Annotated in this window: 27 protein-coding genes and 1 riboswitch; of the genes, 15 read left to right on the top strand and 12 right to left on the bottom strand. The window is 35.3% G+C overall.

The annotated features are described in order from the left end of the window. The 8 genes from ACTJIW_RS02510 to kaiC form a co-directional block, all read right to left on the bottom strand. A partial coding sequence (locus tag ACTJIW_RS02510; protein ID WP_440718433.1) for a phage baseplate assembly protein V occupies nt 1-1441 on the bottom strand: 1441 nt, incomplete at its 3' end. 27 nt (nt 1442-1468) lie between these two features. Continuing rightward, nucleotides 1469-1864: a type VI secretion system tube protein TssD gene (tssD, locus tag ACTJIW_RS02505; protein WP_012025990.1), complete on the bottom strand. Its 396-nt coding sequence runs from the start codon at nt 1862-1864 to the stop codon at nt 1469-1471. Between the two features lie 316 nt (nt 1865-2180). Further along, on the bottom strand, nt 2181-2414 hold the full coding sequence (locus ACTJIW_RS02500; protein ID WP_149206958.1) for a hypothetical protein: 234 nt from the start codon (nt 2412-2414) through the stop codon (nt 2181-2183). 360 nt (nt 2415-2774) lie between these two features. Next, on the bottom strand, nt 2775-3179 hold the full coding sequence (locus ACTJIW_RS02495) for a response regulator (RefSeq protein ID WP_440715584.1): 405 nt from the start codon (nt 3177-3179) through the stop codon (nt 2775-2777). A 1-nt stretch (nt 3180) separates the two neighbouring features. Next, complete coding sequence (locus ACTJIW_RS02490; RefSeq protein WP_121360922.1) at nt 3181-4437, bottom strand: ATP-binding protein; 1257 nt, start codon at nt 4435-4437, stop codon at nt 3181-3183. Further along, complete coding sequence (locus ACTJIW_RS02485; protein WP_121360923.1) at nt 4438-4737, bottom strand: circadian clock KaiB family protein; 300 nt, start codon at nt 4735-4737, stop codon at nt 4438-4440. It abuts the gene before it with no gap. Nucleotides 4738-4739: 2 nt separating this feature from the next. Continuing rightward, nucleotides 4740-5033, bottom strand: coding sequence for a circadian clock KaiB family protein (locus ACTJIW_RS02480; protein ID WP_012025985.1), 294 nt, complete (start codon nt 5031-5033; stop codon nt 4740-4742). Nucleotide 5034: 1 nt separating this feature from the next. Next, nucleotides 5035-6714, bottom strand: coding sequence for a circadian clock protein KaiC (gene kaiC, locus ACTJIW_RS02475; protein WP_012025984.1), 1680 nt, complete (start codon nt 6712-6714; stop codon nt 5035-5037). Between the two features lie 326 nt (nt 6715-7040). On the opposite strand from kaiC, the gene ACTJIW_RS02470 reads away from it, so the two are divergent. The 7 genes from ACTJIW_RS02470 to ACTJIW_RS02440 all read left to right on the top strand — a co-directional run bounded on the left by ACTJIW_RS02470 (nt 7041) and on the right by ACTJIW_RS02440 (nt 13433). After that, the gene (locus tag ACTJIW_RS02470) at nt 7041-7784 is read left to right on the top strand and encodes an SDR family oxidoreductase (RefSeq protein ID WP_440715585.1); all 744 of its coding nucleotides are present in this window, start codon (nt 7041-7043) and stop codon (nt 7782-7784) included. A 490-nt stretch (nt 7785-8274) separates the two neighbouring features. After that, nucleotides 8275-8688 (top strand): cupin domain-containing protein, encoded by a 414-nt coding sequence (locus tag ACTJIW_RS02465; RefSeq protein WP_440715586.1) that lies wholly within the window; start codon nt 8275-8277, stop codon nt 8686-8688. A gap of 311 nt (nt 8689-8999) precedes the next feature. Then, a complete protein-coding gene (locus ACTJIW_RS02460; RefSeq protein ID WP_440715587.1) occupies nt 9000-10001 on the top strand; it encodes an alpha/beta fold hydrolase in 1002 nt (333 codons plus the stop codon). 79 nt (nt 10002-10080) lie between these two features. Further along, a complete protein-coding gene (locus ACTJIW_RS02455) occupies nt 10081-10491 on the top strand; it encodes an organic hydroperoxide resistance protein (protein ID WP_440715588.1) in 411 nt (136 codons plus the stop codon). 93 nt (nt 10492-10584) lie between these two features. Further along, the gene (locus ACTJIW_RS02450) at nt 10585-11325 is read left to right on the top strand and encodes a DUF1223 domain-containing protein (RefSeq protein ID WP_440715589.1); all 741 of its coding nucleotides are present in this window, start codon (nt 10585-10587) and stop codon (nt 11323-11325) included. Between the two features lie 343 nt (nt 11326-11668). Beyond that, nucleotides 11669-12685 carry a sensor histidine kinase gene (locus tag ACTJIW_RS02445; RefSeq protein WP_012025978.1) on the top strand — a complete coding sequence of 339 codons (1017 nt, stop codon included), beginning with the start codon at nt 11669-11671 and terminating at the stop codon, nt 12683-12685. Next, complete coding sequence (locus ACTJIW_RS02440) at nt 12666-13433, top strand: LytR/AlgR family response regulator transcription factor (protein WP_057123285.1); 768 nt, start codon at nt 12666-12668, stop codon at nt 13431-13433. The genes ACTJIW_RS02445 and ACTJIW_RS02440 overlap by 20 nt, the downstream gene beginning before the upstream one ends. 272 nt (nt 13434-13705) lie before the next feature. Here the strand turns inward: ACTJIW_RS02440 and ACTJIW_RS02435 are convergent, their stop codons facing one another. From ACTJIW_RS02435 to ACTJIW_RS02425, 3 genes are all read right to left on the bottom strand, one after another. Then, complete coding sequence (locus ACTJIW_RS02435) at nt 13706-14518, bottom strand: helix-turn-helix domain-containing protein (RefSeq protein ID WP_440715590.1); 813 nt, start codon at nt 14516-14518, stop codon at nt 13706-13708. 342 nt (nt 14519-14860) lie between these two features. After that, nucleotides 14861-15739 (bottom strand): oxidoreductase, encoded by an 879-nt coding sequence (locus tag ACTJIW_RS02430; protein ID WP_440715591.1) that lies wholly within the window; start codon nt 15737-15739, stop codon nt 14861-14863. Nucleotides 15740-16170: 431 nt separating this feature from the next. Continuing rightward, a complete protein-coding gene (locus ACTJIW_RS02425) occupies nt 16171-16572 on the bottom strand; it encodes a DoxX family protein (RefSeq protein WP_440715592.1) in 402 nt (133 codons plus the stop codon). 170 nt (nt 16573-16742) lie between these two features. On the opposite strand from ACTJIW_RS02425, the gene ACTJIW_RS02420 reads away from it, so the two are divergent. The 8 genes from ACTJIW_RS02420 (at nt 16743) to ACTJIW_RS02385 (ending at nt 23967) form a co-directional block, all read left to right on the top strand. Then, nucleotides 16743-17315: a Crp/Fnr family transcriptional regulator gene (locus ACTJIW_RS02420; protein WP_440715593.1), complete on the top strand. Its 573-nt coding sequence runs from the start codon at nt 16743-16745 to the stop codon at nt 17313-17315. 337 nt (nt 17316-17652) lie between these two features. Then, nucleotides 17653-18207, top strand: coding sequence for a YceI family protein (locus tag ACTJIW_RS02415; protein ID WP_440715594.1), 555 nt, complete (start codon nt 17653-17655; stop codon nt 18205-18207). A 5-nt stretch (nt 18208-18212) separates the two neighbouring features. Then, nucleotides 18213-18431, top strand: coding sequence for a tautomerase family protein (locus ACTJIW_RS02410; RefSeq protein ID WP_012025971.1), 219 nt, complete (start codon nt 18213-18215; stop codon nt 18429-18431). 4 nt (nt 18432-18435) lie between these two features. Then, on the top strand, nt 18436-19170 hold the full coding sequence (locus ACTJIW_RS02405; RefSeq protein WP_440715595.1) for an SDR family NAD(P)-dependent oxidoreductase: 735 nt from the start codon (nt 18436-18438) through the stop codon (nt 19168-19170). Next, entirely contained in the window at nt 19171-19620 is a 450-nt protein-coding gene (locus ACTJIW_RS02400; RefSeq protein WP_440715596.1) for a nuclear transport factor 2 family protein, read from the top strand. Between the two features lie 16 nt (nt 19621-19636). Next, nucleotides 19637-20722 (top strand): NAD(P)H-dependent flavin oxidoreductase, encoded by a 1086-nt coding sequence (locus tag ACTJIW_RS02395; RefSeq protein WP_440715597.1) that lies wholly within the window; start codon nt 19637-19639, stop codon nt 20720-20722. A gap of 271 nt (nt 20723-20993) precedes the next feature. Beyond that, nucleotides 20994-21094, top strand: a riboswitch (SAM riboswitch). Nucleotides 21095-21330: 236 nt separating this feature from the next. Further along, nucleotides 21331-22320 (top strand): redoxin domain-containing protein, encoded by a 990-nt coding sequence (locus tag ACTJIW_RS02390; RefSeq protein WP_440715598.1) that lies wholly within the window; start codon nt 21331-21333, stop codon nt 22318-22320. Between the two features lie 174 nt (nt 22321-22494). Next, on the top strand, nt 22495-23967 hold the full coding sequence (locus ACTJIW_RS02385) for an aminotransferase class V-fold PLP-dependent enzyme (protein ID WP_440715599.1): 1473 nt from the start codon (nt 22495-22497) through the stop codon (nt 23965-23967). A 245-nt stretch (nt 23968-24212) separates the two neighbouring features. On the opposite strand, the gene ACTJIW_RS02380 is transcribed toward ACTJIW_RS02385, so the two are convergent. Continuing rightward, nucleotides 24213-24590, bottom strand: a complete 378-nt coding sequence (locus tag ACTJIW_RS02380; protein ID WP_012025965.1) for a winged helix-turn-helix transcriptional regulator — start codon at nt 24588-24590, stop codon at nt 24213-24215. Nucleotides 24591-24660: the final 70 nt, after the last annotated feature.

Raw genomic sequence — 24660 nt, 5'->3', positions numbered from 1 at the left:
GATGAATTTCATTTCCGCTTGGGTCAGAAAGCCAGATTCCTGATTTTTCAACGAATTTGAGCATTTGCCCAAATTTCATTTTTAAGCCTTTAATTAAATTTTTGGGATCAAAAAAATCTGGTTTTTCCATTCCGTTATAGAAACAGGCAGATACGTACGGGCAGTCGGTATTACTGCCTTCAAAACTTACCTGAACTTCTTCGCCAATTTCGGGTCTGAAATAATTTCCTTTTCCTGAACCTCCGTACGATTGTGCAACACGCATCCATTCGCTTTTAGAAGCATAAGTATACCAATTGTACTGTACTTTTACACGTCCGAGTTTTTCGGGGTCATTGTTATCAATTACTTTAGCCGACTGACTTTCGGCAGCAGCAAATGCATTTACATCAGTATAATGCGGCGCTGCAACATCGGCAGGAATTGCTTTGAATTCGCAGGTGTAATTTCCGTTTACCTCAGAACGGTGTACAACTTCAATTGCCAGTAAATGGTGTTCTACGGTTTTGTTTTCTATGGTAAAAGTCTGGCCTAAACCTATAGGCAGGTAGGAGGTACCGCTGTAAAATATGCTGTTGGCATCGTGCCCTGCGGTCTGCATTTTTACCATTTCTTCAATATCTTGTTTGTTTTGAGCATTGTTGGTATAAGCACCGTTTTCTAATCCCGGACGAACAATATATGGTTGTTTAAAATTGGCAATAGAAGCAAACCTGTCCCTGCTTCCTTGTGAGGTTTTTTCGGCACCGTTTTTTAAATTAGACGCAGTAGCGTAGTCGTAACCGCTGAATGAAGTTTTTTGCGAAACCAAATTGGCTTCGATACTAAAGTTATGAAGCGAGGATTCGTTTAGAAGCCTGATATTGGTATTTTTAATTTTTCCGAACTGCATGCGCATTCCGTCAAAATAAAACCATTGTGCATAACGTTGAGAAAGACGTTTAAGGAAATCAAAATTGGTTTCGTTATACTGGGTTTTAAATTTAAATTCTTTTGTATAAGTAGGAACAATAGATTCACGCTGATAAAATTCTCCAGAACTTTCTTCGGCAAAAATTTCGAGTCCAATTTGCTGTAGATTTTTTTCAAGGAATATTCGTGATTTTGGCATATCGTCAAGCGTTATGGTATGACTGATTCCCGAAACCTGAAGTCCGGCCGGGCTGCCGTCTTCGTCTAGAGAACCTAATTTTGTAATTCTTCCTTTAGACATGAGCCTGATGCCATTTACTTTGAAGGTAAAAATTACTTCACTGCCTATATAATTACTAAATGCTTTTTCTTGATCCTGAGGTTCTATAATAGGTTTTCCGGTATACTGCCAAAAGAAAGAAAAATGGTGATGATCGGCCATTTTTTGAGACAGTTGAAGATTGTAATAAATAACATTTTGAGAAAAACCTTCTATCGTAATTTGTACTTGTTCTGAAAAATGTGACATGGTTTGGTGTATAAAAATAAGTTTGATTTAGTTAAGTGAAATCCATTTTTTAGAAAAGTCGGCATCTCCAAAAACCAGTTGCTTAGCCGTTAATTCCATTGAAATAAGCATTGGGGTTTGGGTTGTACTTTTAAATTCTTCGTTATAAGAAATGCAGTAGGCTTTATCAAAAGTTAATTCCCTCATTTTGCTCATGGCATCTCTTCTAAAAAAAATAATTTTGCCGTTTTTGGTTAAATCACCGCTTAACATCCAGGATAAAAAACTGGTGCTTTGGCTGGCCTCGATACTTATTTTTATTGTGCCTCCTTTGGCGTTTCCAACGGGTTTATTTAATCCGTCAATTTTCTGCCAGAATTTTATATTAAAATCAAGCACATTAAATTCTTCTCCGTCAATTTGTAGTTTTGCTAAAAAGCTCATTATTTATTTTTTGATTTGATACAATAGATTGTTATTCCAGATTCTTTTGAAGAAAAGAATTAGAATATTTCGTAATATTTGTAGTTGGATTTTCTACGAAATAGGTATTCGAAGAATTTGTTATGCAGTATTGGCTATAAAATTATAGGGAAGTGAATTACAAAATATACCCCTAAACGGCATAAAAGTATCAGAATAAGCTTTTTTTTAGTTTTCAGCTTTGGGAAGATTTAATCAAAAAGACGGTTTTTGACAAAAAAACAAAACCCTCAATCTTTTTAAGATCAAGGGTTTTAATTTGAAATGCAGTATAATTTTATTCTACATCCAGATAAGGATTTAAAATTTCGGCTAGTTCATTGAGCCAGTAAAAGCTGTTTTCGAGTTTGGGTATTTCTTGTTGCAGGGTTTCGTTTTCTCTTATTAAACTTAACGAAAGAACAAAATTTACCTGCCTTAGGGCTTTTGCCATTTGTTCTGGCGTTATGTTTTGATTAAAGAAATTGGTAAGCCTGATTTCGGTTTCTTTAGAAAGGGTTTTGGTACTCATAATCTTAACTTTATGGAAATGAAACCCGCGTGACTTAGGTGTCCTACGCTGTTAAGAGAGCGTTGCAGTTGTTTCCAATACCGCCACCATACCACACGGGCAAACTTTTTTTCTGATATCATATCTTAACTATTAGGACTGTAAAGATATCAAAAAATGTTTTAATTGTAAGAAAAATATTTCTTTTTAGTTTTTTGTTTCTAAATCAAATTTCCAGAAAATTCTCTTATGAAAATGAGTGTTCTAGCCCTGATTGTAACGACATCCTTTTGTGGTGGGGTTCACCACAAAAGATATAGTGAAAAGCAGGAATCAGCTCCTTAAAAATCAAATACGAAGATATGAAATGGAAATGAAAACCTAGGCTTGTATTATACTCAAAATGGTTTTTGGAATTTCGGCAAAAGCCTCAAAAGAATAAGGTTTAATAAGATAGGCTTTTACGCCCAGAACGTCGCATTTTTCTTTGTATGAGGGATTTATACTTGTAGAATATACAAAGCAGGGAATGTTTTTTAAGTCTGAGTTGTTTAAAATTTGCTGTAAGGCTTCTATGCCGTCAACAATAGGCATGTTAATGTCGGTCAGGATTACGTCTGGGCTTTCGTTTGATGCGTTTTTTAGGTAATTGAGCAGTTCTTCACCATTGGCTACAAGGCTTACTTTGCCAAAATTTGGGTTTTGATTGAATGTTTCGAAGATTACATCAGCGTCATCATTGTCATCTTCGGCAATTATGATATGCAGGTTGTTTTTTTGTGGCATTTTATAAAATTGGGAAGTAAAGATTAAATGTCGTTCCTTCATTCAATGTACTTTCAACGGTAATGTTTCCGGAGTGGTTTTCCATAATCTTTTTACAAATCGCAAGGCCTATACCGTTTCCTGAATATTCGTTTCGGGCATGAAGGCGCTGAAAAATGGTAAAGATTTTAAGAAGATGGCTCGACTCCATGCCAATTCCGTTGTCTTTAATTTGAATCTTTACAAATTTAGCATTTTGATTTGGCATTTCAACATTTAAATTTTCGGCCTGATAAATTTCTATAAGCGGCGCAACGGTTTCTTTGCTGTATTTTATGGCATTGGTGATAAGGTTGCCAAAAAGCTGGCGGATTTGAACTTTTGAGGCTTTTATGGCGGGAAGTTTTCCTATTCGAATATCGGCTTTTTTATCGGTAATAATAATTTCGAGATCTTCGATGACTTCGGCAATTATCGAAGCGAGATTAATTTCAGTTCGTTCTTCCTGAGCAGTGTGCGACGAATACTGCACCAAATCATCAACCAGTGAATTTAACCGCAAGGCCGATGATTTTAGAACGTTCATTGATTTGGCATCGGTTTCAGAAAGGTAACTTCCGTCGATTCTGTCATTGTGCATTACAATTTTCCGAAGCGGTTCTTTTAAATCGTGTGAGATTACATGAATAAACTCTTCGAGATTGGTATTGATTCGGTTTAGTTCTTTGATTTTTTCTTCTAATTCCTGCTGATGTCGAATGAGGGCTTCTTCGTGTTTTTTCTTTTCGGTTAAATCGGTAATGACGATTCCAATGGCTTCTACAGCAGGTTCGAGATCAGTTAAGGCGATATAAGCCGGAAAAGTTTTTTTTTCGTTATTGGATTTAAAAAGGATTTCGTGTGTGGTGATTCCGTATCGAAGTGCCTGAATAATCTGTACAAACTGCGTGGGATTATCAAAATATTCGTTTAAATACGTCCCGATAATCTGCTCTGAAGGAATGCCGACCAGTTCTGAAAAATAGTCGTTGCAATACAATATGAGTCCGTTGCGCGAAATACTAAGCGCACCCTGGCGGAATTTTTCTATTAAAAGACGGTACGTATAATCTGCCGTTTCCAGAGAATAAAGTTCCGGAACTCCATTGTTGTTGACTACCAAAGCATCTACATCTCCTTGTTTTATGGCATTGACGATGCTGTTAGATTCATAAAGTTCTTCCTTTAATGATTCTATTTCAGCGAGTAATGATTCTATATTTATTTCTTTGCTTTTCAACTATGTGCCTATATTTAGTATATATAAAACCTTTTCTTTATCTGACAGATCGCCTAGAATAATTCTTCTGGGTTCTGGATAAACTTTAATTAATGTTGGGATTGCCACAATTTGATGAATCACGGCTTGTTCCTTGTCACGGCTTATATCTATTATTTCTAATTCGTAATTATCGCTTAGATAAGTGTCGCAGATTTTGCGTAAATTTTCGATTGCATGTCCTGATTTAACAGACATACCTGAAACAAAAAGCATGAATTTATGTTTGGTTGTACTTGTGCCATCAGATGAATCTTCCATAATTAGGTGTTTATAGGTTTAATATTAAGACCTACAAGAACTCTTTCCTCATTAGAAAGGTCACCAATGATTTTACGTATTGGCTCAGGAAATTTTCTCACCAAAGTTGGTACAGCCAAAATTTGATCGCCTTCTGCCAATTGCGGATTCTTCAGCAAATCGATAATCTCGATGCTGTATTTTCCTTTTAAGTGTTCTTCGGCGTACTTTTTTATGTTTTCAAGCGCCTTGATCGATTTTGGCGTTTGGCCTGCTATATAAAGCAATAATTGCCATTCGGCTACTTCTTTTTTCATTTTAATTTTCTTTTTTCTTAGAAGACAGTTTTTCCTGCAATTCTTCTGTTGCTTTAAGGATACTCAGTTCTTCTTCTGCCGATTCAAATTCGGTTCTCAACGCTTCAATATTGGCTTCAAGAACTTTGCGTTTGCGTTCAATTTCTCTGTCTTTTCGGCTTATTTCATTTTGCAGCTTAATATCAGAAATGGTTTTCTTAAACTGATGTGATTTTCTGGCTGCTCCGGTCAGGATTCCCTGCGGACCTAATTCTACATCGAGTAATTCAATTCCTTTATTGGTGATCACAAATTCTCTTACCTGGTTAGAATGTCCCATTCCTCTGGCTTTGATAATAAAAATGCCGCGGTTTCTTTCGCCAACGCCTTCCATATCACGAACCGTAATCCAGGTATCGACTAGTGACGATACAGATTCTTCGGCCAAATCTGGTCTGAAATTGTCCGTTTGTTTATTTAAAGACGTAAACATCGCCGTAATATTATTGGCTTTGAGCATATCAATTAACCTTACGAGCATAGAACGAACTTCGTGTTCGCTTCCTACCGAAATAAGATTACTAATAGGATCAATAATAATAGTGGTTGGTGCAAATTCCTTAATCATTTTTCGAAGGGTAAGCAAATGCAGTTCAAGACCGTTTAACGACGGACGTGAAGAGTGTATTTGCAAAATGCCTTTTTTGATGTGTTTATCGAGATCAATACCAATTGATTTCATGTTGCGAACCAATTGATGCGGTGATTCTTCGAAAGCGAAATAAATCGTTTTTTCGTTCTTTTCGCATTGTTCGTTGGCAAAATAGCAGGCAACGGTTGTTTTTGCTGTTCCGGCAGTTCCTGATATTAAAATGTTGCTTCCGCGATAGAATCCGCCGCTGTTAAACATTTCGTTTAATCCGGGAACTCCTGTAGAAATAATATCAGATGAAACTTCGTTATCGAGTTTTAATGATGTAATAGGAAGTACCGAAATACCTTCTTCATCAATTAAAAATGGATATTCGTTTGTTCCGTGTGTAGAACCTCTGTATTTTACAATGCGGAGTCTTCTGGTCGAAACCTGCTCTATAACACGATGATCGAGAACAATAACACAGTCAGAAACGTATTCTTCTAATCCCTGACGGGTTAAGGTTGCTTCGCCGCGTTCGCCTGTAATAACCGCTGTAACGCCTTTTGTTTTAAGCCAATGAAATAATCTTCGTAATTCGGCTCTTAAAATTGCCTGATTGTCAAGACCTGCAAATAAAGATTCGATTGTATCCAGAACAACACGGGTTGCTTTTATAGAATCGATCGCATGACCTAATCGTATAAATAAACCGTCTAGATCGTATTCTCCCGCTTCTTCAATTTCTGATCTTTCTACGCGAACATGATCTACTACGAGTTTTTTATCTTTTTTAAGCTGTTCAAGGTCAAAGCCAAGAGATTTTACATTTAAAGTAAGGTCATCCGAAGGTTCTTCAAAGGACATGAAAACTCCGTTTTCATTATGATCTGTAATTCCTTTAATAAGGAACTGCATTGACATTAGTGTTTTTCCACAGCCGGCACCACCGCAGATTAAAGTAGGACGTCCTTTTGGGAAACCACCTTCTGTAATCTCGTCTAGTCCGTCAACTCCCGTTGGAGTCTTTGGGAATATAAAATGATGTGATTTTGTTTTTTCCTGCACGATAATATAAATTCAGTAATTACTCAAATATACATTTTCTTACAGTATTTACAATGAATTCTGACTAAGATTTAACAGCTGTTTAATGAAGTTTTAAAAGTAAATTAAGAAAAAACGACTAGAAATATGAATATATCGGAGAATTTTAACCAAATAATTGCAAAATTGATTTGAATATTTAACACTAATTTTTCTGTTTTGCCTGAAATTGATTTTTGGCAATATTTAAATGTTAAAATCGGCTTTCCAGTATACTCAATGATACCGTTAAAAAAGCAATAGCTTTTGCAATTTAACTTTGTCCCGTTAATTTAAAACATACAAAAATGGACAATTTAAAAGATAAAACAGCCGTAATAACAGGCGGAAACAGCGGTATAGGATATTCTACAGCAAAACTGTTAAAAGAAGAGGGAGCGCAAGTTATTATTACCGGAAGAAGAAAAGAAGCAATCGAAAAAGCAGCACTGGAATTAGGCGTTACGGCAATAACAGCAGATCAATCGAGTATTTCTGATATTGAAAGTCTGGCTTTAAAAGTTAAACAGGATTTTGGTAAAGTAGATATTCTTTTCATCAATGCCGGAATTGCCGGATTAGGTAATATCGAACAAGCATCTGAAGAACAATTCGACAGTATTATGAATGTGAATTTTAAAGGAGCGTATTTCACATTAAGCCGATTTATTCCAATTTTGAATGATGGTGCTTCGGTCGTTTTTCTTTCTTCAAATACTGCGAGTATGCCTGGACCGGGATCTTCGGTTTATTCTGCAAGTAAGACTGCTTTGAATTCAGTTATGAAATCAGCAGCTTTAGAATTAGCGCCTAGAAAAATCAGAGTGAATTCTGTTAGTCCGGGACCAACTCAAACGGAGGTTATGAAGAAAGTAGGTTTAGACGAAGCTACTGTAAATGGTATTATGGATATGGTGGTAGAAAAAGTGCCGCTAAAACAAATGGGTAAAGCTGAAGACGTTGCCAAAATGGTTTCGTATGTAAGCAGTGATGCAGCAAAATTCATTACCGGAGCAGATTTTATTATGGACGGCGGAATGGTGTTAGCTTAATGGTGAATTGTGAATTATTAATTGTGAATTAAGATTTAACCGCAATGTCGATAGCTTATTGGGAGCGAAGCCGCAAAGTTTTTTTGTCTCACGCAGATTCTGCAGATTTGAGCAGATTTTAATTGATTTTTTATTCAAAAATAATCTGCTCAAATCTGTGAAATCTGCGTGAAAAAATCCTTTTATCCTAATTGCTGTCGGAGAGGTAAAAACACAAATAAAGATCGCAAAGTTATTACTTACATAGCTTTGCGATCTTTTTGTTTATACTACGTTTAGCTTAAAAAATATCTTAACTCCCGATAGCTATCGGGATTGCGGTTAAATCACCAGCATTCAAAAACTCATAGTTCAAAACTCCTAACTCCAAGACTGTCCGTTTCAGCCTAAAGTTTGTCCGTTTGGACTGTTTTCTCATTTCGTAAGAAGGGTTACCGTTCTACTTTTGACACAGAAATTAACAACAACAAAATAATTTAAATCAAAAGTTATGGAAACTAAAAAACAAAAAACATGGGTAATAATCGCCATTATCATTTTAGGAATAATCGCTTTTTTAATCCCGAATCAAATCGCAGCACAAACCGGAATAAAACGCACTGATTTACAAAAACACGATTTAAGCATTCCGGGAAGAGAAACCGTTCAGGCCAAAATTGATTTTGACGGACATACCGCTTTCGGAAAACATTCACATCCGGGAGAAGAAATCATTTATGTATTAGAAGGTTCACTTGAATATGAAGTCGAAGGTCAGGCGCCCATAACCTTAATAGCGGGAGAAGTACTTTTTATTCCGGCTGGAGTAATTCACTCAGCTAAAAATAATACAAACTTAAAAGCATCAGAACTGGCAACATATATAGTAGAAAAAGGAAAACCGGTTTTGGTTATGAAAAAGTAGTTTTAGGTTTCAGGTTGGATTGCGGATATTTTAACCGCAAAGAGCGCAAAGATTTTTAGCTTATTGGATTCTATAAAAACGCAAAGATCGCAAAGCTATGCGAAAAAACTTTGCGAACCTTGCGTAAACCCTAGCGTCCTTTGCGGTTAAACTACTCATAACTCATAATTCAAAACTCATAACCAAACAACTGTCCATTTCACCTTTTACTTTGTCCACTTCGGCTTTTTTCTCCTTTTAAAACGAGGATTGGCAAGATACCTTTGACGAAGAAATTAACTGATAATCAACTAATCAAAATATTAAAAATTATGAAAACGATATTTAAAATCAAAAACAGTATTATAAACGCAGTTCTTTTAATTGCCTTTCTTTTAGTAAACGCAGCAGCAATTGCACAGACAGAAAAACAACAAGGTTCACTTGGAATTTTAAAACAAATTAATGCCGGATTATTAAATGTAGGATATACCGAAGCCGGCCCATCTAACGGAACTCCGGTAATCCTGCTTCACGGCTGGCCTTATGATATTCACAGTTACAATGAAGTAGTGCCAATTTTAGTTTCAAAAGGATATCATGTATTTACACCTTATTTAAGAGGTTCAGGAACCACAACTTTTCTTTCTAAAGACACTTTCAGAAACGGACAGCAGGCAGCATTAGCAGCAGATATTATTGCTTTTATGGATGCTTTAAAAATCGATAAAGCCGTAGTTGGCGGATTCGATTGGGGAGCTAGAACAGCTGTTGTTATGGCGGCACTTTGGCCGGAACGTGTAAAAGGTCTGGTTTCGGTAAGCGGTTATTTGGTTGTAAACCTTGAAGCAAACCTAAAACCATTGCCTCCAAAAGCAGAACTTGGATGGTGGTACCAATACTACTTTGCAACCGAAAGAGGAAAACTAGGCTACAGCCAAAATACATATGAATTCAACAAACAAATCTGGCAGATTGCTTCTCCATTATGGAATTTTGACAAAGCGACTTACGACCAAACAGCACAGTCATTTAACAATCCGGATCATGTATCAATCGTAATTCACAATTACAGATGGAGACAATCTCTGGAAGCAGGAGAATCTAAATACGATGCTTTAGAAAAACGTCTTGCAGCAAGACCAGAAATTAAAGTACCAACCATTACAATAGGAAGTGATTTTGACGGTGCTTTCGCAGATGGAAAAGCCTACGCTAATAAATTCACCGGAAAATATGCCCACAGAATCCTAAAAGGAATAGGACACAATGTGCCACAAGAAGATCCAAAATCATTTGCACAAGCAATTATTGAAGTAGATGGGATGAAATAAATATCAATTCAATGTCAATGACAATTTCAAAAATCAATTAAAATAATCTAAAATCAACAATCTAAAATCTAAAATTATTATGAGCACACAAGTATTATACACAGGAAAAACACACACAACAGGCGGTAGAGAAGGAGCTTCTCAAAGTTCAGACGAACAATTGAATATCAAATTAAGTGCACCGGGATCATCGCGTCCGGGAACAAATCCGGAACAGTTATTTGCAGCAGGATGGTCGGCTTGTTTTATTGGAGCCTTAGGAATTGCAGCTTCTAAATTAGGCATTAGACTTCCGGCAGAAACTGCGGTAGATGCAGAAGTAGATTTATGTGTAACAGAAGGAGAATATTCGCTGCAGGCTCGTTTAAACATCAGCCTTCCGGGAATTGACCTTGAAACTGCCGAAACTTTAGCTTCTCAGGCACATCATACTTGTCCGTACTCAAAAGCGACAAGAGGAAATATAAACGTTGAGATTAATATTCTTTAAAGAGTTATAAGTTATGAATTATGAGTTATGATTTTTTTTGAAACTTAAATTTTACTCATAATTCATAACTTATAATTCATAATTTCAAAAATCATGAAAAAGATAAAAATAATAAGTGCTTTTGCGATGCTGTTTTTCTTAACAGGAAATACGATTTTCAGCCAAAGCAATCAGGATAAAAAAGGTTTTGCCCTTTTAGAATTATACACTTCCGAAGGCTGTTCGAGCTGTCCGCCGGCAGACGAATTATTGGGGAAAATTCAAAATGAATTAAAAGATAAAAATGTTTACGTACTTTCTTATCACGTTGACTATTGGGATAAACAAGGCTGGAAAGACATTTTCAGCAATGCAGATTTCACTAAAAGACAATACGATTATGCAAAATACATGGAGAAAGATCCAATCTATACACCGCAGGTAATTATTAATGGAAAAATAGATTATGTTGGTTCTCAGGAAACCAGTCTGCGAAACGGAATTAAATCGGCACTTTCTAAACCAGTTTCTACAAATTTAAGTTTAGAAGCCAGTCAAAATGCGAATTCACTTTCTGTAAACTATAATGTCGAAAGCACTTCAAAAAACAGTCGTTTATTAATTGCGGTTGTTCAAAAAGAAGCCAAAAGCAATGTAAAAAGAGGAGAGAACGCACACAGGGTTTTATCACATTATCAAATCGTTCGCAATCTGCAGTCTGTAGATTTGAACAAAGCCAAAAAAGGAACAGCATTGGTTCATCTTCCTAAAAATTATAATATACAGGATTTTGAAATTATTGGATTTATTCAGGATATGAATTCTGGAGCAATTTTAGAAGTAAAACGAGCTTAATTTTTTTAAACACATAGAGACATAGCTTTTCTTTGTCTATAAAAGGCATTTCATTTGTTTAAATACACATAACTATGTGTGAAAATCTAGATTTTCTTTTAGTTCTTTATTATTAAGAAATTAATCTATGTTTCTATGTGTTTTCACCCAAATTTTGCAGATTTTTTTGATTCTATTTCCATAAAGTTTGCGAATAAAACTTTGCGTCTCTGCGGCTTTGCGAGATTAAAAAAAATACTTCGTCGAAATGACAATACTCTGGGCTGACTTTTTAAATCTGCGTGAAAAGTTTTTTCAAAATAAACCTATCTTTGATTAACAGAATAACAAAACCACTATCATTATGGAAAAAGCAAAACGTTTTCAGGTTTCGCTCAAAGTTATTTGGGGAAGTTCTATTGCGCTGGCAGTTATGGCTTCGATACCTAAATTATTTGATGCCGATTCTACACCTGGAGACCTTATTATAAATTCTTCGATTACATTGCTGTTTTCTCTTTTTATATGGTATTACAACATTTACAGCTTACCCAAATTCTCATCGCAGCGCACGAACAAAAGTCTGTTTAACTGGAAACTTTTGCTTAGTGTTGTACTGGGAATTTTGCTGATGGTGATTCTCGTAATCGCACATCAGGAACTTTTTCAGGTTTCGAAAATGGATGCGCCTATTATGTTTGAACTCCGCGGGGTTTTAATCAATTTAATTGTCTACATGTTCCTGCATTTGCTTTTTCAAAATTATCAAACCCAGCAAATGGGAGTAGAACTGGAACGTACCAAAGCTGTACATCTGGGAGCGCAGTATGAACTTCTGAAACAGCAGGTCAATCCGCATTTTTTATTCAACAGTCTGAATACTTTAAAATCAATGGTCGATATGCAGGATCCTCAGAGTTCTGATTTTATCCTGAAATTATCTGATTTTTACCGATTTACCCTCGAAAGCCGAAAAATGGATTTGATTCCGTTAAAAGAAGAATTGCAGATTCTGGATTCTTATGTATATCTGCTCAAAGCCCGTTTTGAAGATGGATTTGAAGTTATAAAAGAAATTGATGCCCAGCAGTACGATTGTGCGATTCCGCCTTTTTCACTACAGTTATTGATCGAAAATTGTATAAAACACAATATCGTTTCGCTTGATAAACCTTTGAAAATTAAATTATATACCGAAAATGATTTTCTGGTAATCGAAAACCCAATCCAGCTGAAACGAGGCACTTTGTCAACAGGCGTTGGACTGAACAATATCAATCAGCGATTCCTTCATTTGGTGAACAAAGAAATTGAAATTGACAAAACCGAAACCCATTTTAAAGTTAAAATACCACTAATTTATGACTATCATAATAATTGAAGATGAAGTAAAAACGGCCAAAGCGCTTGGTCAGCTTATTTTGAGTATCAGACCCGATGCTCAGATTTTGTCGTATATTCAAAGTATAGACGGTGCTGTGAGTTATCTTTTAGAAAACGATCAGCCCGATTTAATTTTTATGGATATTCAGCTGGCTGATGGTTTGAGTTTTGAAATCTTCAAAAATGTTGAGGTTTTATCGCCGGTTATTTTCTGCACCGCTTTTGATGATTATGCAATCGACGCTTTTAAATCAAACGGAATCGATTACGTCTTAAAACCTTTTTCAAGAGAAAGTATTTCGCAAGCCATTAAAAAAGCAGGCGAACTGAAAAATTTCTTCCAAAGAAACAAAAAAATGATGCCTGATTTCGATTATCTTTTAACGAGAACAGGCGAAAACAAAGGTAAAAGCAGTTTTTTGGTTTTTAAAAACAATAAATACCAAACCATACAAACAGAAAATATTGCTTTTTTCTACATCAAAAACGAAACACCAACCATTGTTACTTTTGATAAAACAGAATATCAAATTACACAATCTCTGGATGAGGTCCATAAGCTGTTATCTCCCATTCAGTTTTTCAGAATCAACAGACAATATTTGGTGAACTTTTCGGCAATTAGAGAAGCAGAACATTATTTCTCAAGAAAATTGATTCTAAAACTTACTATTCCAACAGAAGAAAAATTATTAGTTGGAAAAGAGAAAGCAACGGCGTTTTTAAGCTGGCTGGAGAATCGATAGGTAAGGATTTAACCGCAAAGCTCGCTAAGTTTTTTAAAGCAGCAATTCTATAAAAACGCAAAGGTCGCAAAGCTATATGAATAATAGCTTTACGATCTTTTTTTTGCCACAGATTATTAGGATTAAAATGATTTAAAAAAATCTGTGGAAATCAATCTAATCTGTGGCAAAAAAACTTTGCGACTTCGCGTCTTTGCGAGATTAAAAAAAAATTGCTCCCGATAGCTATCGGGATTGCGTAAACCTTTGCGTACTTTGCGGTTAAATAAAAATCAAACTTTAGAAGGAGGCATTCCAAACTGTTTCTTAAAAGCGAATGAAAAATGCGATAAATCTTCAAAACCTACTTCCAAATAAACTTCAGAAGGTGTTTTTCCTTTTTCTTTAATTTGATAATACGCTTCCTGTAATCTTTTCTGGATGAGCCATCGGCTTGGCGAAATATCGAAAATACGCTGAAAATCCCTTTTAAAAGTTGCAAGACTTCTTCCGGTTAAATACGCAAAACGATCTAACTGCACGTTAAAATGGAAATTCTTTTTCATAAACGCTTCCAGATCAATTTTTCCGGGTTCGTTAAAATCAAAAAGAATATCTTTTAATTCCGGATTGCATTGCAGTAAAATCGTAATAGCTTCATTTACTTTTAAAGCCTGAAGTTCTTCGGTAATTAATTTGTCTTCGTTTATGTACGGAATCAGCGAATTCATAAAGCTTTTTAATAACGGCACTTCTTTTAACTGAAGAACCATTTCTGTTTCCGGGCTTTTAATTAAACTCGTTTTTTGATTGTATTGAATAGAATAATCCCGAAGCGCTTCCTGATTGAGATAAATCGAAATAGACTGAAAAGCTGTATTAGGATCCGGTTGTTTGATGAATTTTATGAGCTGATTTCTTCTAATGAATCTAAAATCACCAGGATTGAAAACATATTCTTTACTGCCGTTATTAAGAGTCAGTACTCCCGAAATTTGGAAACTCAAAACATGCTGTGAAGCAAACTGTTCGCCTTCTCTGTTCTGTGTGTAATAACAGGAATAAGCAATTGGCGAGTTTTTCTGATTTATTTTTGAATCGTTCATATCACAAAATTATGAAAATTAAAGTTGGAGAATATTTTAAACACATAGAAACATAGATTATATTCTAAATAAAAGATGTTTAAAAAATCTAGATTTTCACACATAGCTTTGTCTTTAAAATATTTCACGCAGATTTTAATGATTTAAGCAGATTCAGCAGATTTTTTTTAAATTTAATCTGCATAAATCTACCAAATCTGCGTGAAAAAATATTAAGCTATGTTTGTTCAAAACAAGTGAAACGCCTTTATAGACAAAGAAAGCTATGTTTCTATGTGTTTAAAAAATTATGCGTTATAATGATCTCATTGTTATTGCCATTGATATTGCATTTTGTAATTGTTATTTTTTACCGCTAAACCATTTAGCTTGCGCAGAATCTAGAAAACTTTCAGAATCTACGTGATCTGTAGACAAACTTACATTCATCCATTTTTCCATTTCTTCGGTTCTGTTTTGATCAGCGATTTGCAAGATTCCAATAGCCTCACTTCCCAGCACTAGATGCACAGGCGGATTTGGGTGCGAAGCGAGATCAACCATAACTTTTGCTGCTTTTTCAGGATCACCAACCGGAACAAAATTTCCAGCTTTAAAGAAATCGGTACGTTGTTTTACTGCCTCGTAACCTTCAATATCTTCAGCGTATGTCATTGATGCGCCAGCCCAATCAGTGCGGAAACCGCCTGGCTCAACACTCGTTACAAAAATTCCAAGCGGTGCAACTTCTTTGGCTAAAGCCTCTGTAAAACCTCCAAGACCAAATTTCGCTGCCTGATACATTGTTAATCCCGGATTTCCAACACGTCCGCCAACAGAGCTGATTTGTAAAATACGCCCTGATTTTTGTTTACGCATATAAGGCAGAACTGCACGCGTAATTTCAATTGGCGCATATAAATTAGTTTCTAACTGACTGCGAACCTGTTCGCTTGTATAAGCCTCTGCTGCACCAATAATTCCGAATCCTGCATTGTTAACCAAAACGTCGATTCTTCCAAAATGTTCAACGGCTTTATTTACTGCCTGATGCACTTCATCATAATTAGTTACATCTAATTTTAAAGGCAGAATCTGATCCTGAAATTTTTCTTTTAAATCATTTAACTGATTAATGTCTCGTGCAGTTGCTGCAACTTTGTCACCGCTTTCTAAAACTGCCTCAGTAAGATTACGACCTAATCCTCGAGAGCTTCCTGTAATAAACCATATTTTGTTCATTGTAATTGTGTTTTTAAGTTCATTACAAATTTACGTCGAGAAGGAAGGTTGTTGCTTTGTTGAAAAGCTCAATTTAATTTGTTTTAAAGCTCAGGGTTTTTAAGTTACAAAGGTGCAAAGGAGCAGAGGGACAAAGGTTTTTTTTAAGGATTAAAAAGATTTTTTATGCATTTAAATAATTATTAATGTGCATAAAGTAATTGTTAGTTTTAATTGCCTCCAGCTTTAGCTGGAGGTTACTTAAAGTCTGTTTGAGGGGCTTTAGCCAAAATTTTGAGTTCAGGTTAAAAGTATTTTGTTTCAAGCAGATTTAAAAGATTTAAGCAGATGTGAGCAGCTATTTTTAAAAATCTGCCCAATCTGCTTAATCTGCGTGAAATAAAACTTTGTTCCCGGATAACTATCGGGATTGTGAGATTAAATAAGACATCTTAATTTTCCTCAGGAACTCTAGCCGTATAAGTTACGCTGTATAATCTTCTAAACATGATATAAGTAACACTTACCATTACAAAGGCAATAATGGCATCAATAGTTGCGGGGAAACCTAAGACAACCAGTTTTGAAAAGAAAGCGAAGATAATGTCAAAAAATACGCCCACAAATACCCATTCTTTTAATCGTAATAATTTGTTAGGAATTAATAAGGTAATAACTCCAGAAACCTTCATAACACCCAGGATGTAAATAAAATGTGCAGGGTAACCTAAAAGTTGTGTGATTTCCCAAACTAATTTGTTTGTTGTTAATTCAAAAAATCCGCTGGCACCAAACCATAAAGAAGTTAAAATAATTCCTGTCCAATAAATAATTTTTGTTGTTTTTGCATTCATGATTTTAAATTTTAAGTTGTTAAACAGGACAAAATTGCATCAACGGCAGTCGATTTCATATTGGTATTTTGGTGAAACGGACAAATTGAAATGCGAAATAGACAATCGATAAGTTCATTTGATTTTATAACTTTACAAATGACTTTCAAATCAAAAAGTCACCATTTAAAATGCAGGCTAAAACACTTTTACAAGAGCATATCACTAAAACAGCTTCGCTTAATCAAGAAGAATTTGATTATTTCTTTTCGCATTTCAAATCTTTGACTTTTAAAAAAGGACAAACGATTATCAGCGAAGGCGATAAAGTCGATTGTGAATATTTTGTGATTTCTGGCTGTTTGAAAGCTTTTTTTATAAATGATGAAATCAAAATGTACATTCTTCAGTTTGCTATGCCAACCTGGTGGACATCTGACTATAATGCACTTTATAACCAAACTCCCGCACAAATAAATGTAGACTGTATTACAGATGCCGAAGTACTGTGTTTATCCAGCGCCGATCGCGAAAAACTCTGTTCAGAATTTCATCAAATAGAACATTTCTTTCGCTGGAGAACCAACAAAGGGTATATTGCTTCTCAAAAACGCCTTCTATCATTTATGAATAATAATGTAAAAACGCGTTATGAAGAACTTTTGGCTTTATATCCGCAATTGTACAATTTAGTGCCAAAACATTTAATTGCTTCTTATTTAGGAGTTTCCAGAGAAACTTTAAGCCGACTTCATAATTCTTAGCTTTTTAGCCACAGATTCCACAGATTAAAATGATTCTTTAAGCAGATTTGTTTTCACGCAGATTTTGTTGATTTGAGCAGATTCTATTTGAATTTGCGTTGTAAAACATAGCCCGTGGTTTCAACCACGAGGTTTTTGATTATTAAAATATTTTGCGTTTCAGCGGTTGAAACCGCTGGCTATGTTTAATTTTATATCTAAAAGCTCAGCACCTTAGGACCTTAGCAGCTTAGTATCTTAGAACCTTTTAAACCTAAAAAAACGAATGTGATCTACATCACGTAACCCATTTCTATAACCGCCGTTCCTTTGTATTGTACTTTTAAATACAATAAAAATGGAAACAATAAATTTTAATATCGTAAGCTCAAACAGCAGCGTAGAATGGACTGGCAGAAAAGTTACCGGTGCTCATAATGGTACAATTGGTATCAAAAAAGGTAATTTCATCTTTAATGATGGAAAAATAAAAGGAGGAAACATTGTTATCGATACAGCCTCTATCAAAATTCTGGACGTTACAGATGCGGCAACAAATGCTCAGTTTGCTGGACATTTGGCTTCAGATGATTTTTTCTCTATCGAAAAATTCCCAACTGCTTCTTTTGATGTTTTAAGTGTAAAAGAAATATCAAACACTGTTTATTACCTGGAAGGAAACCTGACCATAAAAGATATTACACATCTTGTGGGTTTTGAAGCTGAAATAAAAAACAGCAGTAATAGTATTTCACTTTCAGGGAAATTAATTATCGATCGTACAAAATACGATATCAAATTTCGTTCAGGAAATTTCTTCAAAGATTTGGGAGACACTTTAATCTACAACGACTTTGAACTTGATTTTAATATCACAGCCGAAGCCGTTTTTTCAGGACAATCTAAAAACTAATTATCATGCCTTACGTAAAAATCGAATTGACCCGCGAAGGAGTAACACGCGGGCAAAAACAAGAATTAATCAGCGGTATTACCAATCTGATTACAGAAGTATTAAATAAAGATCCGCATTTAACCCATGTTGTGATTCAGGAAATAGAACTCGACGATTGGGGTTATGCAGGAGAACAAGTATCAGTATTAAGAGAAAAAGGCATAACAGCCGATAAAAAATAACATCATGAAAAAACAAACTATAATCGTTACCGGAGCTGCTTCGGGAATTGGAAAAGGAATCGCTAAATATTTTTTAGACAGAGGCGATAATGTAGTAATCAATTCGTTAACAGAAAGTGTATTAGAAAAAACGTTCAATGAATTTGGTGCAGGCGATAATCTGGCAAAATTTGCCGGAGATGTAAGCGATAAAAAAACAGGAGAACAACTGGTTAAAATTGCTTTAGAAAAATTTGGTTCTGTAGATGTATTAATCAATAATGCCGGAATTTTTGCCAGTAAACCATTTTTAGAAGTAGACGAGGCGTATTTAGATACCTTTCTAAAAACCAATTTAAAAGGAACTTATTTCACAACTCAATCTGTTATTCCGCAAATGCTTAAACAGCAGGGAGGCGTAGTAATTAATATCGGAACGCCATTGGTAAATCATGGTTTAGGCGGATGGCCCGCTTCGGCACCTATTTCAAGTAAAGGAGCAATTCATGCCTTGACGATTCAGTTAGCGGCCGAATTTGGAAAACAAAATATTCGTGTCAATACTGTTGCTCCGGGTGTAATTCGTACGCCAATGCATGGTGACAATGCTGATCAGAGTGCCGGACTGCATTTATTAAACAGAGTAGGAGAGACCGATGATGTTTCTGAAATGGTTTACACTGTTGCCAAAAGTAATTTTATTACCGGAGCCATTATTAATGTTGACGGCGGAAAAGGTGCAGGACACAATTTAAATTAAATGAAAACGATTTTATTAACTGCTTTTATGCTCTGGAATTTTCAGGGCATAAAAGCTCAAAATACAATTAAAATGGAAAATCAAATAGAAATTCAGGCTATTACAGATGCCATAGAAAATTATTATTTTAAAGGTATTTATGAAGGTGATGAAATACTTTTAGGAAGTGTTTTTCAACCCGGAACATTCCTGTTTGGGGATGTAAAAGGACAGCCTTATTTTAAAACAGTCGATTTGTATCTGGATGGTGTTAAAAACCGACAAAGTCCAAAGGATTCCGGTAAGCCGTTTAAAGGAGAAATTCTGCATATAAGCGTTGTAAATTCTATTGCTGTAGCCGAATTAAATGTTAAAATGTATGACTTTAATTATCGGGATTTTTTATCTTTCCATAACATTAACGGCCGATGGCTGATTGTTAACAAAATGCTGACTGATACCAGCAGATAATTTAAATCTTGAAGCAATGTGGTACAATACAAAAGCTAAAGAACTTTTAGGAATTGATTATCCAATTTTACAAGGCCCTTTTGGAGGCAATTTATCAAGTGTAGAATTAACAGCTGCAGTTTCTAATGCAGGCGGATTAGGCGGTTATGGAGCTTATACAATGAGTCCGCAGGAAATTTTCGACATTGATAAACAGTTAAAAGCAGCCACAAATAAACCCTATAATATCAATCTTTTGGTTTCAGACCATGATATTCCCGAAGGCGGTTTAACCGATGAACAGTTTGAGAAAACAAAAGCCGTTTTTAAACCGTATTATGATGAAGCTGGAATCGCACTTCCGGAAAAACCAGCTCCATTTCAATCTAGATTTGAAAATCAGCTGCAGGTTATTTTAGACGTTAAGCCAAAAGTTTTCAGTTTTATGTTTGGCGTTCCCTCAGATGATGTTTTAGAACAATGCCGAAGATCAGGAATTGTAACGGTTGGAGCAGCAACAACTCTCGATGAAGCTGTTTTTCTGGACAGCAAAGGCGTTGATATGATTATTGCTTCTGGTTTTGAAGCAGGCGGACATCGTCCTTCTTTTTTAGATAAATCTGAAGCTTCTTTAACCGGAACTTTTGTTCTATTGCAGTTAATGCGCGAAAAAATAAAAACACCCATAATTGCAGCCGGCGGCATTGCTGATGGAAAAGGAATTGCAGCAGCTTTAACTTTAGGAGCAAGTGCTGCCCAGATAGGAACCGCTTTTTTAGCTACAAACGAATCTAATGCACTGCCAATTCACAGAGAAATGCTGTTTTCTGATGCTGCAAAATACACCACACTTTCACGCGCTTACACAGGAAGACTCGGACGCGGGATTACAAGCCGGCTTGCTAAAGATATAATGGGAAAAGAATCAGATATTCTGCCTTTTCCATTACAGACTACTTTTATTGCTCCACTGCGAAAAGCAGCGCTTGATAAACAAAAATGGGATATGATATTATTTTGGGGCGGTCAGATTTCTCCAATTTTAAAACATACTAAAGCTTCTGTTTTGATGAATGCTTTGATTGAAGAAACTACAGCTTATTTTGATGGATTAAAATCATAATTCTAAATACAAACTCATTTCATAACCGAAATGAGTTTTTTTTATGTCTTATAAAAACAAGCTAATCAATCATATTGGGATTGATGTATGAATTTCCATTATAAAATTGATGCATCTTTTAAATTTATATTTTGGTATAATTAGTTTAAATACAGTGATTTATATTTTGTTGAATAACACTTTTTTAATAAAAATGAAAAAAACTTATTTTATACTTGACTAATTTGGTAGAATTAGTATATATTTGTATCACAGAAAAATTATATAATGATACTTATCCAGAAAGACTGAGGGAATAGGCCCAATGAAGTCTTAGCAACCTGTTGCCGAATAAGGTGCTAAATCCTTCCGCTATAAGCGGGCAGATAAGAAAGATTTCCTCAAAATCTGAATAAGTTCATCCATTAAAATTTATTAAAATGAAAACAGAATCAATTTTATACGCCGGTTATGAGCTTTTGAATATAATTTTAGAAGAAAATAGTCTGGCCGTTTTTCGAATGTAAAAACACGAATTCTCTCTTAAACCTTCTTTTTAAAATACAATCTGCTGATGGTTTTTTCATCGGCCTGAAACCCTTTTGTCTAATCTAAAAACTAAAAATAAAATGAAAAAAATACTATTAGGTTTTGCTTTGTTTCTTGGAGCTGTTCAAACTCAGGCTCAGGAAAGTAATTTACAATTAAAAGGAACTGTTGTCGATACCGTTGCACAATACGTTTACTTACAGAAATTTCACAATAAAATGTTTACCACAATAGATTCAGTAAAAGTAAAAGACGGAAATTTTAGTTTTAAAACAAAAGTAAAAACGCCTGAATTATACGGATTAAGTGTAAACACAGAAAGTTCGCCTTTGTATGTTTTCCTTGAAAAAGAACCAATTACAGTAAAGCTGAGTCCGAAGAAATATTATACTGCTTCTGTCGTTGAGGGTTCAGCTTCTCAGGATTTATTCGAAACCTATAAAAAGAGCAAAGATCCAGAAATCAGCAAATTTATAACTGAACATCCAAAATCTATTGTTTCTGCTTATGTCTTATACAGAAATTGGTCGTACAGATTAACACCTGAGCAGATTACACAAAATATTGCCCTGCTGGATAAAAGTCTTCAAAATACCACTTACGTGAAAGAATTAAAAGAACTGGCTGTTGTTTTAGACGGATTAGCAGTAGGTAAAAAAGCCCCAGATTTTACAGCCAATGATCCTAACGGAAAGCCAGTTCGTCTCTATGATAATTTAAAAGGTTACACTTTAGTCGATTTTTGGGCTTCATGGTGCGGTCCATGCCGAAGAGAAAATCCAAATATCGTAGCCGCTTACAAAGAATTTCATGACAAAGGATTCAATATTGTGGGAATCTCATTAGATAAAAAGAAAGAAAACTGGATTAAAGGAATTCAGGACGATAATTTAACCTGGACACATGTTTCTGATTTACTTTTCTGGAACAGTGCCGTTGCCAAATTGTACGGTGTAAGAGCTATTCCGGGAAACTATTTAGTAGATTCTAAAGGAATAATCGTTGCAAAAAATCTGCACGGAGAAGAATTACAATCTACATTAAAAAGACTTTTAGAAAGTAAAATTTGATAAAGAAATACGCAATCTTGTCATTCCGAGGAACGAGGAATCACACTAGAGAATCCATATAGAAAGTCGTCAATCTTTGTCGAGTTACATGTGTGATTTCTCCTCCGTCGAAATGACAAAAAGAAGAATAAAACACATGCAAATACAATTTAGTTAATTAAAATGATAAAGGAAATGAATGCTATTGAGCCAACAACAAAACCAACAGAGTCTGAATGTTACTTTTCTAAGTTTAGAGAAAATACAGTAGGAATTGATCATACTTTCGAATCGGTTTACGGAGAACAAAATCTGATATATGCTGACTGGGTTGCCAGTGGAAGGCTGTATATCCCGATCGAAGATATAATGCTCAACAAAATAGGTCCAATGATTGCCAATACGCATTCACTTTCAAGTCAAACAGGAAAAACGTCTACGTATGCGTATCAGTATGCGAGAGATGTCATTAAAAAATCGGTTAACGCCAATCAATCAGATGTTTTGATAACAACCGGAAGCGGTATGACTGCAGCTTTATCGAAACTGCAGCGTATTATGGCTCTGCGAACAAAATCAGATCAGGACAGACCTGTCGTTTTTATCACACACATGGAGCATCATTCTAATCAGGTTTCGTGGTATGAAACAAATGCCGAAGTTGTGATTTTACCGCCAGATGAAAATAATTTAGTCGATCCGAAGGTGCTTTCTCAGGAAATCAAAAAATATGCAGACAGAAGCTTAAAAATAGGTTCATTTACGGGCTGTTCGAATGTTACGGGAATTATTACGCCTTATCATGAATTAGCTAAAATCATGCACCAAAACGGCGGACTTTGTTTTGTAGATTTTGCAGCTTCGGCACCGTATGTCAAAATTGATATGCATCCAAAAGATCCAGAACAGCAATTAGATGCAATTTTCTTTTCGCCTCATAAATTTTTGGGCGGACCCGGAACCTGCGGTATTTTGGTTTTTAATGAAAAATTATACCAATCTGATTTTCCAGATAATCCAGGCGGGGGAAATGTAAAATGGACCAATCCGTTAGGAAAATATTGTTACAGCGATGTAATAGAAGTGAGGGAAGATGGCGGGACTCCGGGGTTTCTGCAGGTTATAAGAACTGCTTTGGCTTTAGAATTAAAAGAACAAATGGGAGTTGAGAAAATCAAAAAGAGAGAAAAAGAACTGCTTGACCTTTGTTTTTCGAGACTTCAAAAAATACAGGGATTATCCATTTTAGGCGATTTAACCACAGAAAGAATTGGCTGTGTTTCTTTTGTAATCGAAGATATTCATTACAATTTAATTGTAAGACTTTTAAATGACCGTTTCGGAATTCAGGTTCGCGGCGGCTGGTCTTGTGCAAGTACTTATGCGCATTACTTGTTTAACATCAACGAAAAAAGATCGGCTGAAATTACAAATGAATTGTTACAGCGAAATCAATCCAATAAACCGGGCTGGGTGCGTTTATCACTGCATCCGATTATGACAAATGAAGCGCTTTTTTATATCTGTGATGCAATCGAGAAAATAGCTTCGAATTATAAAAAATGGCAGAAAGATTATGAATATAATCCAGTTTCGAATGAATTTGAAAACCCTGAAATAAAAGAAAATATAGCAGAAGAAGTAAATGAATGGTTTAAGTTAGTTTAAGTATAGTTAATTAAGTTTTAAACCCGACAGGTTTTTAAAACCTGTCGGGTTTATAATGAGTAATATTCCGTAGGAATATCTCGCTGGTAGAAAAATGGTATCGTTTTGTGTTATGTTCTGTAAGGACATTTGTTTGATTGAATTTGATATTTACGTCATTCATCAAACGTTCCTATGGAACGTATAATCAAAATTCAATTTTTGTTCTACCGACCAAACATTTCCAACGGAATGTTTTTTTAGAATTATTTAAGCGATTCGATAATCTTTTCCCGGTGTGCCAATCCCCAGTTAACTAAGGTTTCTGTAACTGGAAGCACTGATTTTCCATATTCGGTAATGGCATAAATTACGGTTGCGGGTTTGGTATCTTGTTCGGTTCTTGTAATAAGCAGATTAGTTTCAAGTTCTTTAAGTTCCTTGCTGAGCATTTTAGCCGAAATACCGTCAATTTCACGCTGCATTTTTTTAAAATGAATAACCTGATGAGTTCGGTTAGTTAAAAACCTTAGAATCATCAATTTCCATTTTCCGCCTAAAACGTCAAGACTGTCACGCATTGCCATAAGTTCTTCAGAACAATTGGCTTCCCGAAGTACTCCGTTATCATTAATTTTTGCCATACTAGTTTCTCTTTGGTAACCGGTTACCTTGGGTTAACCCATAACAAAAATAAAGTATTACGGCGATACT

It is taken from the genome of Flavobacterium sp. 22659, assembly GCF_052044235.1.
Classification (GTDB): Bacteria; Bacteroidota; Bacteroidia; order Flavobacteriales; family Flavobacteriaceae; genus Flavobacterium; species Flavobacterium johnsoniae.
This window is presented reverse-complemented; position numbering and strand designations above follow the sequence as displayed.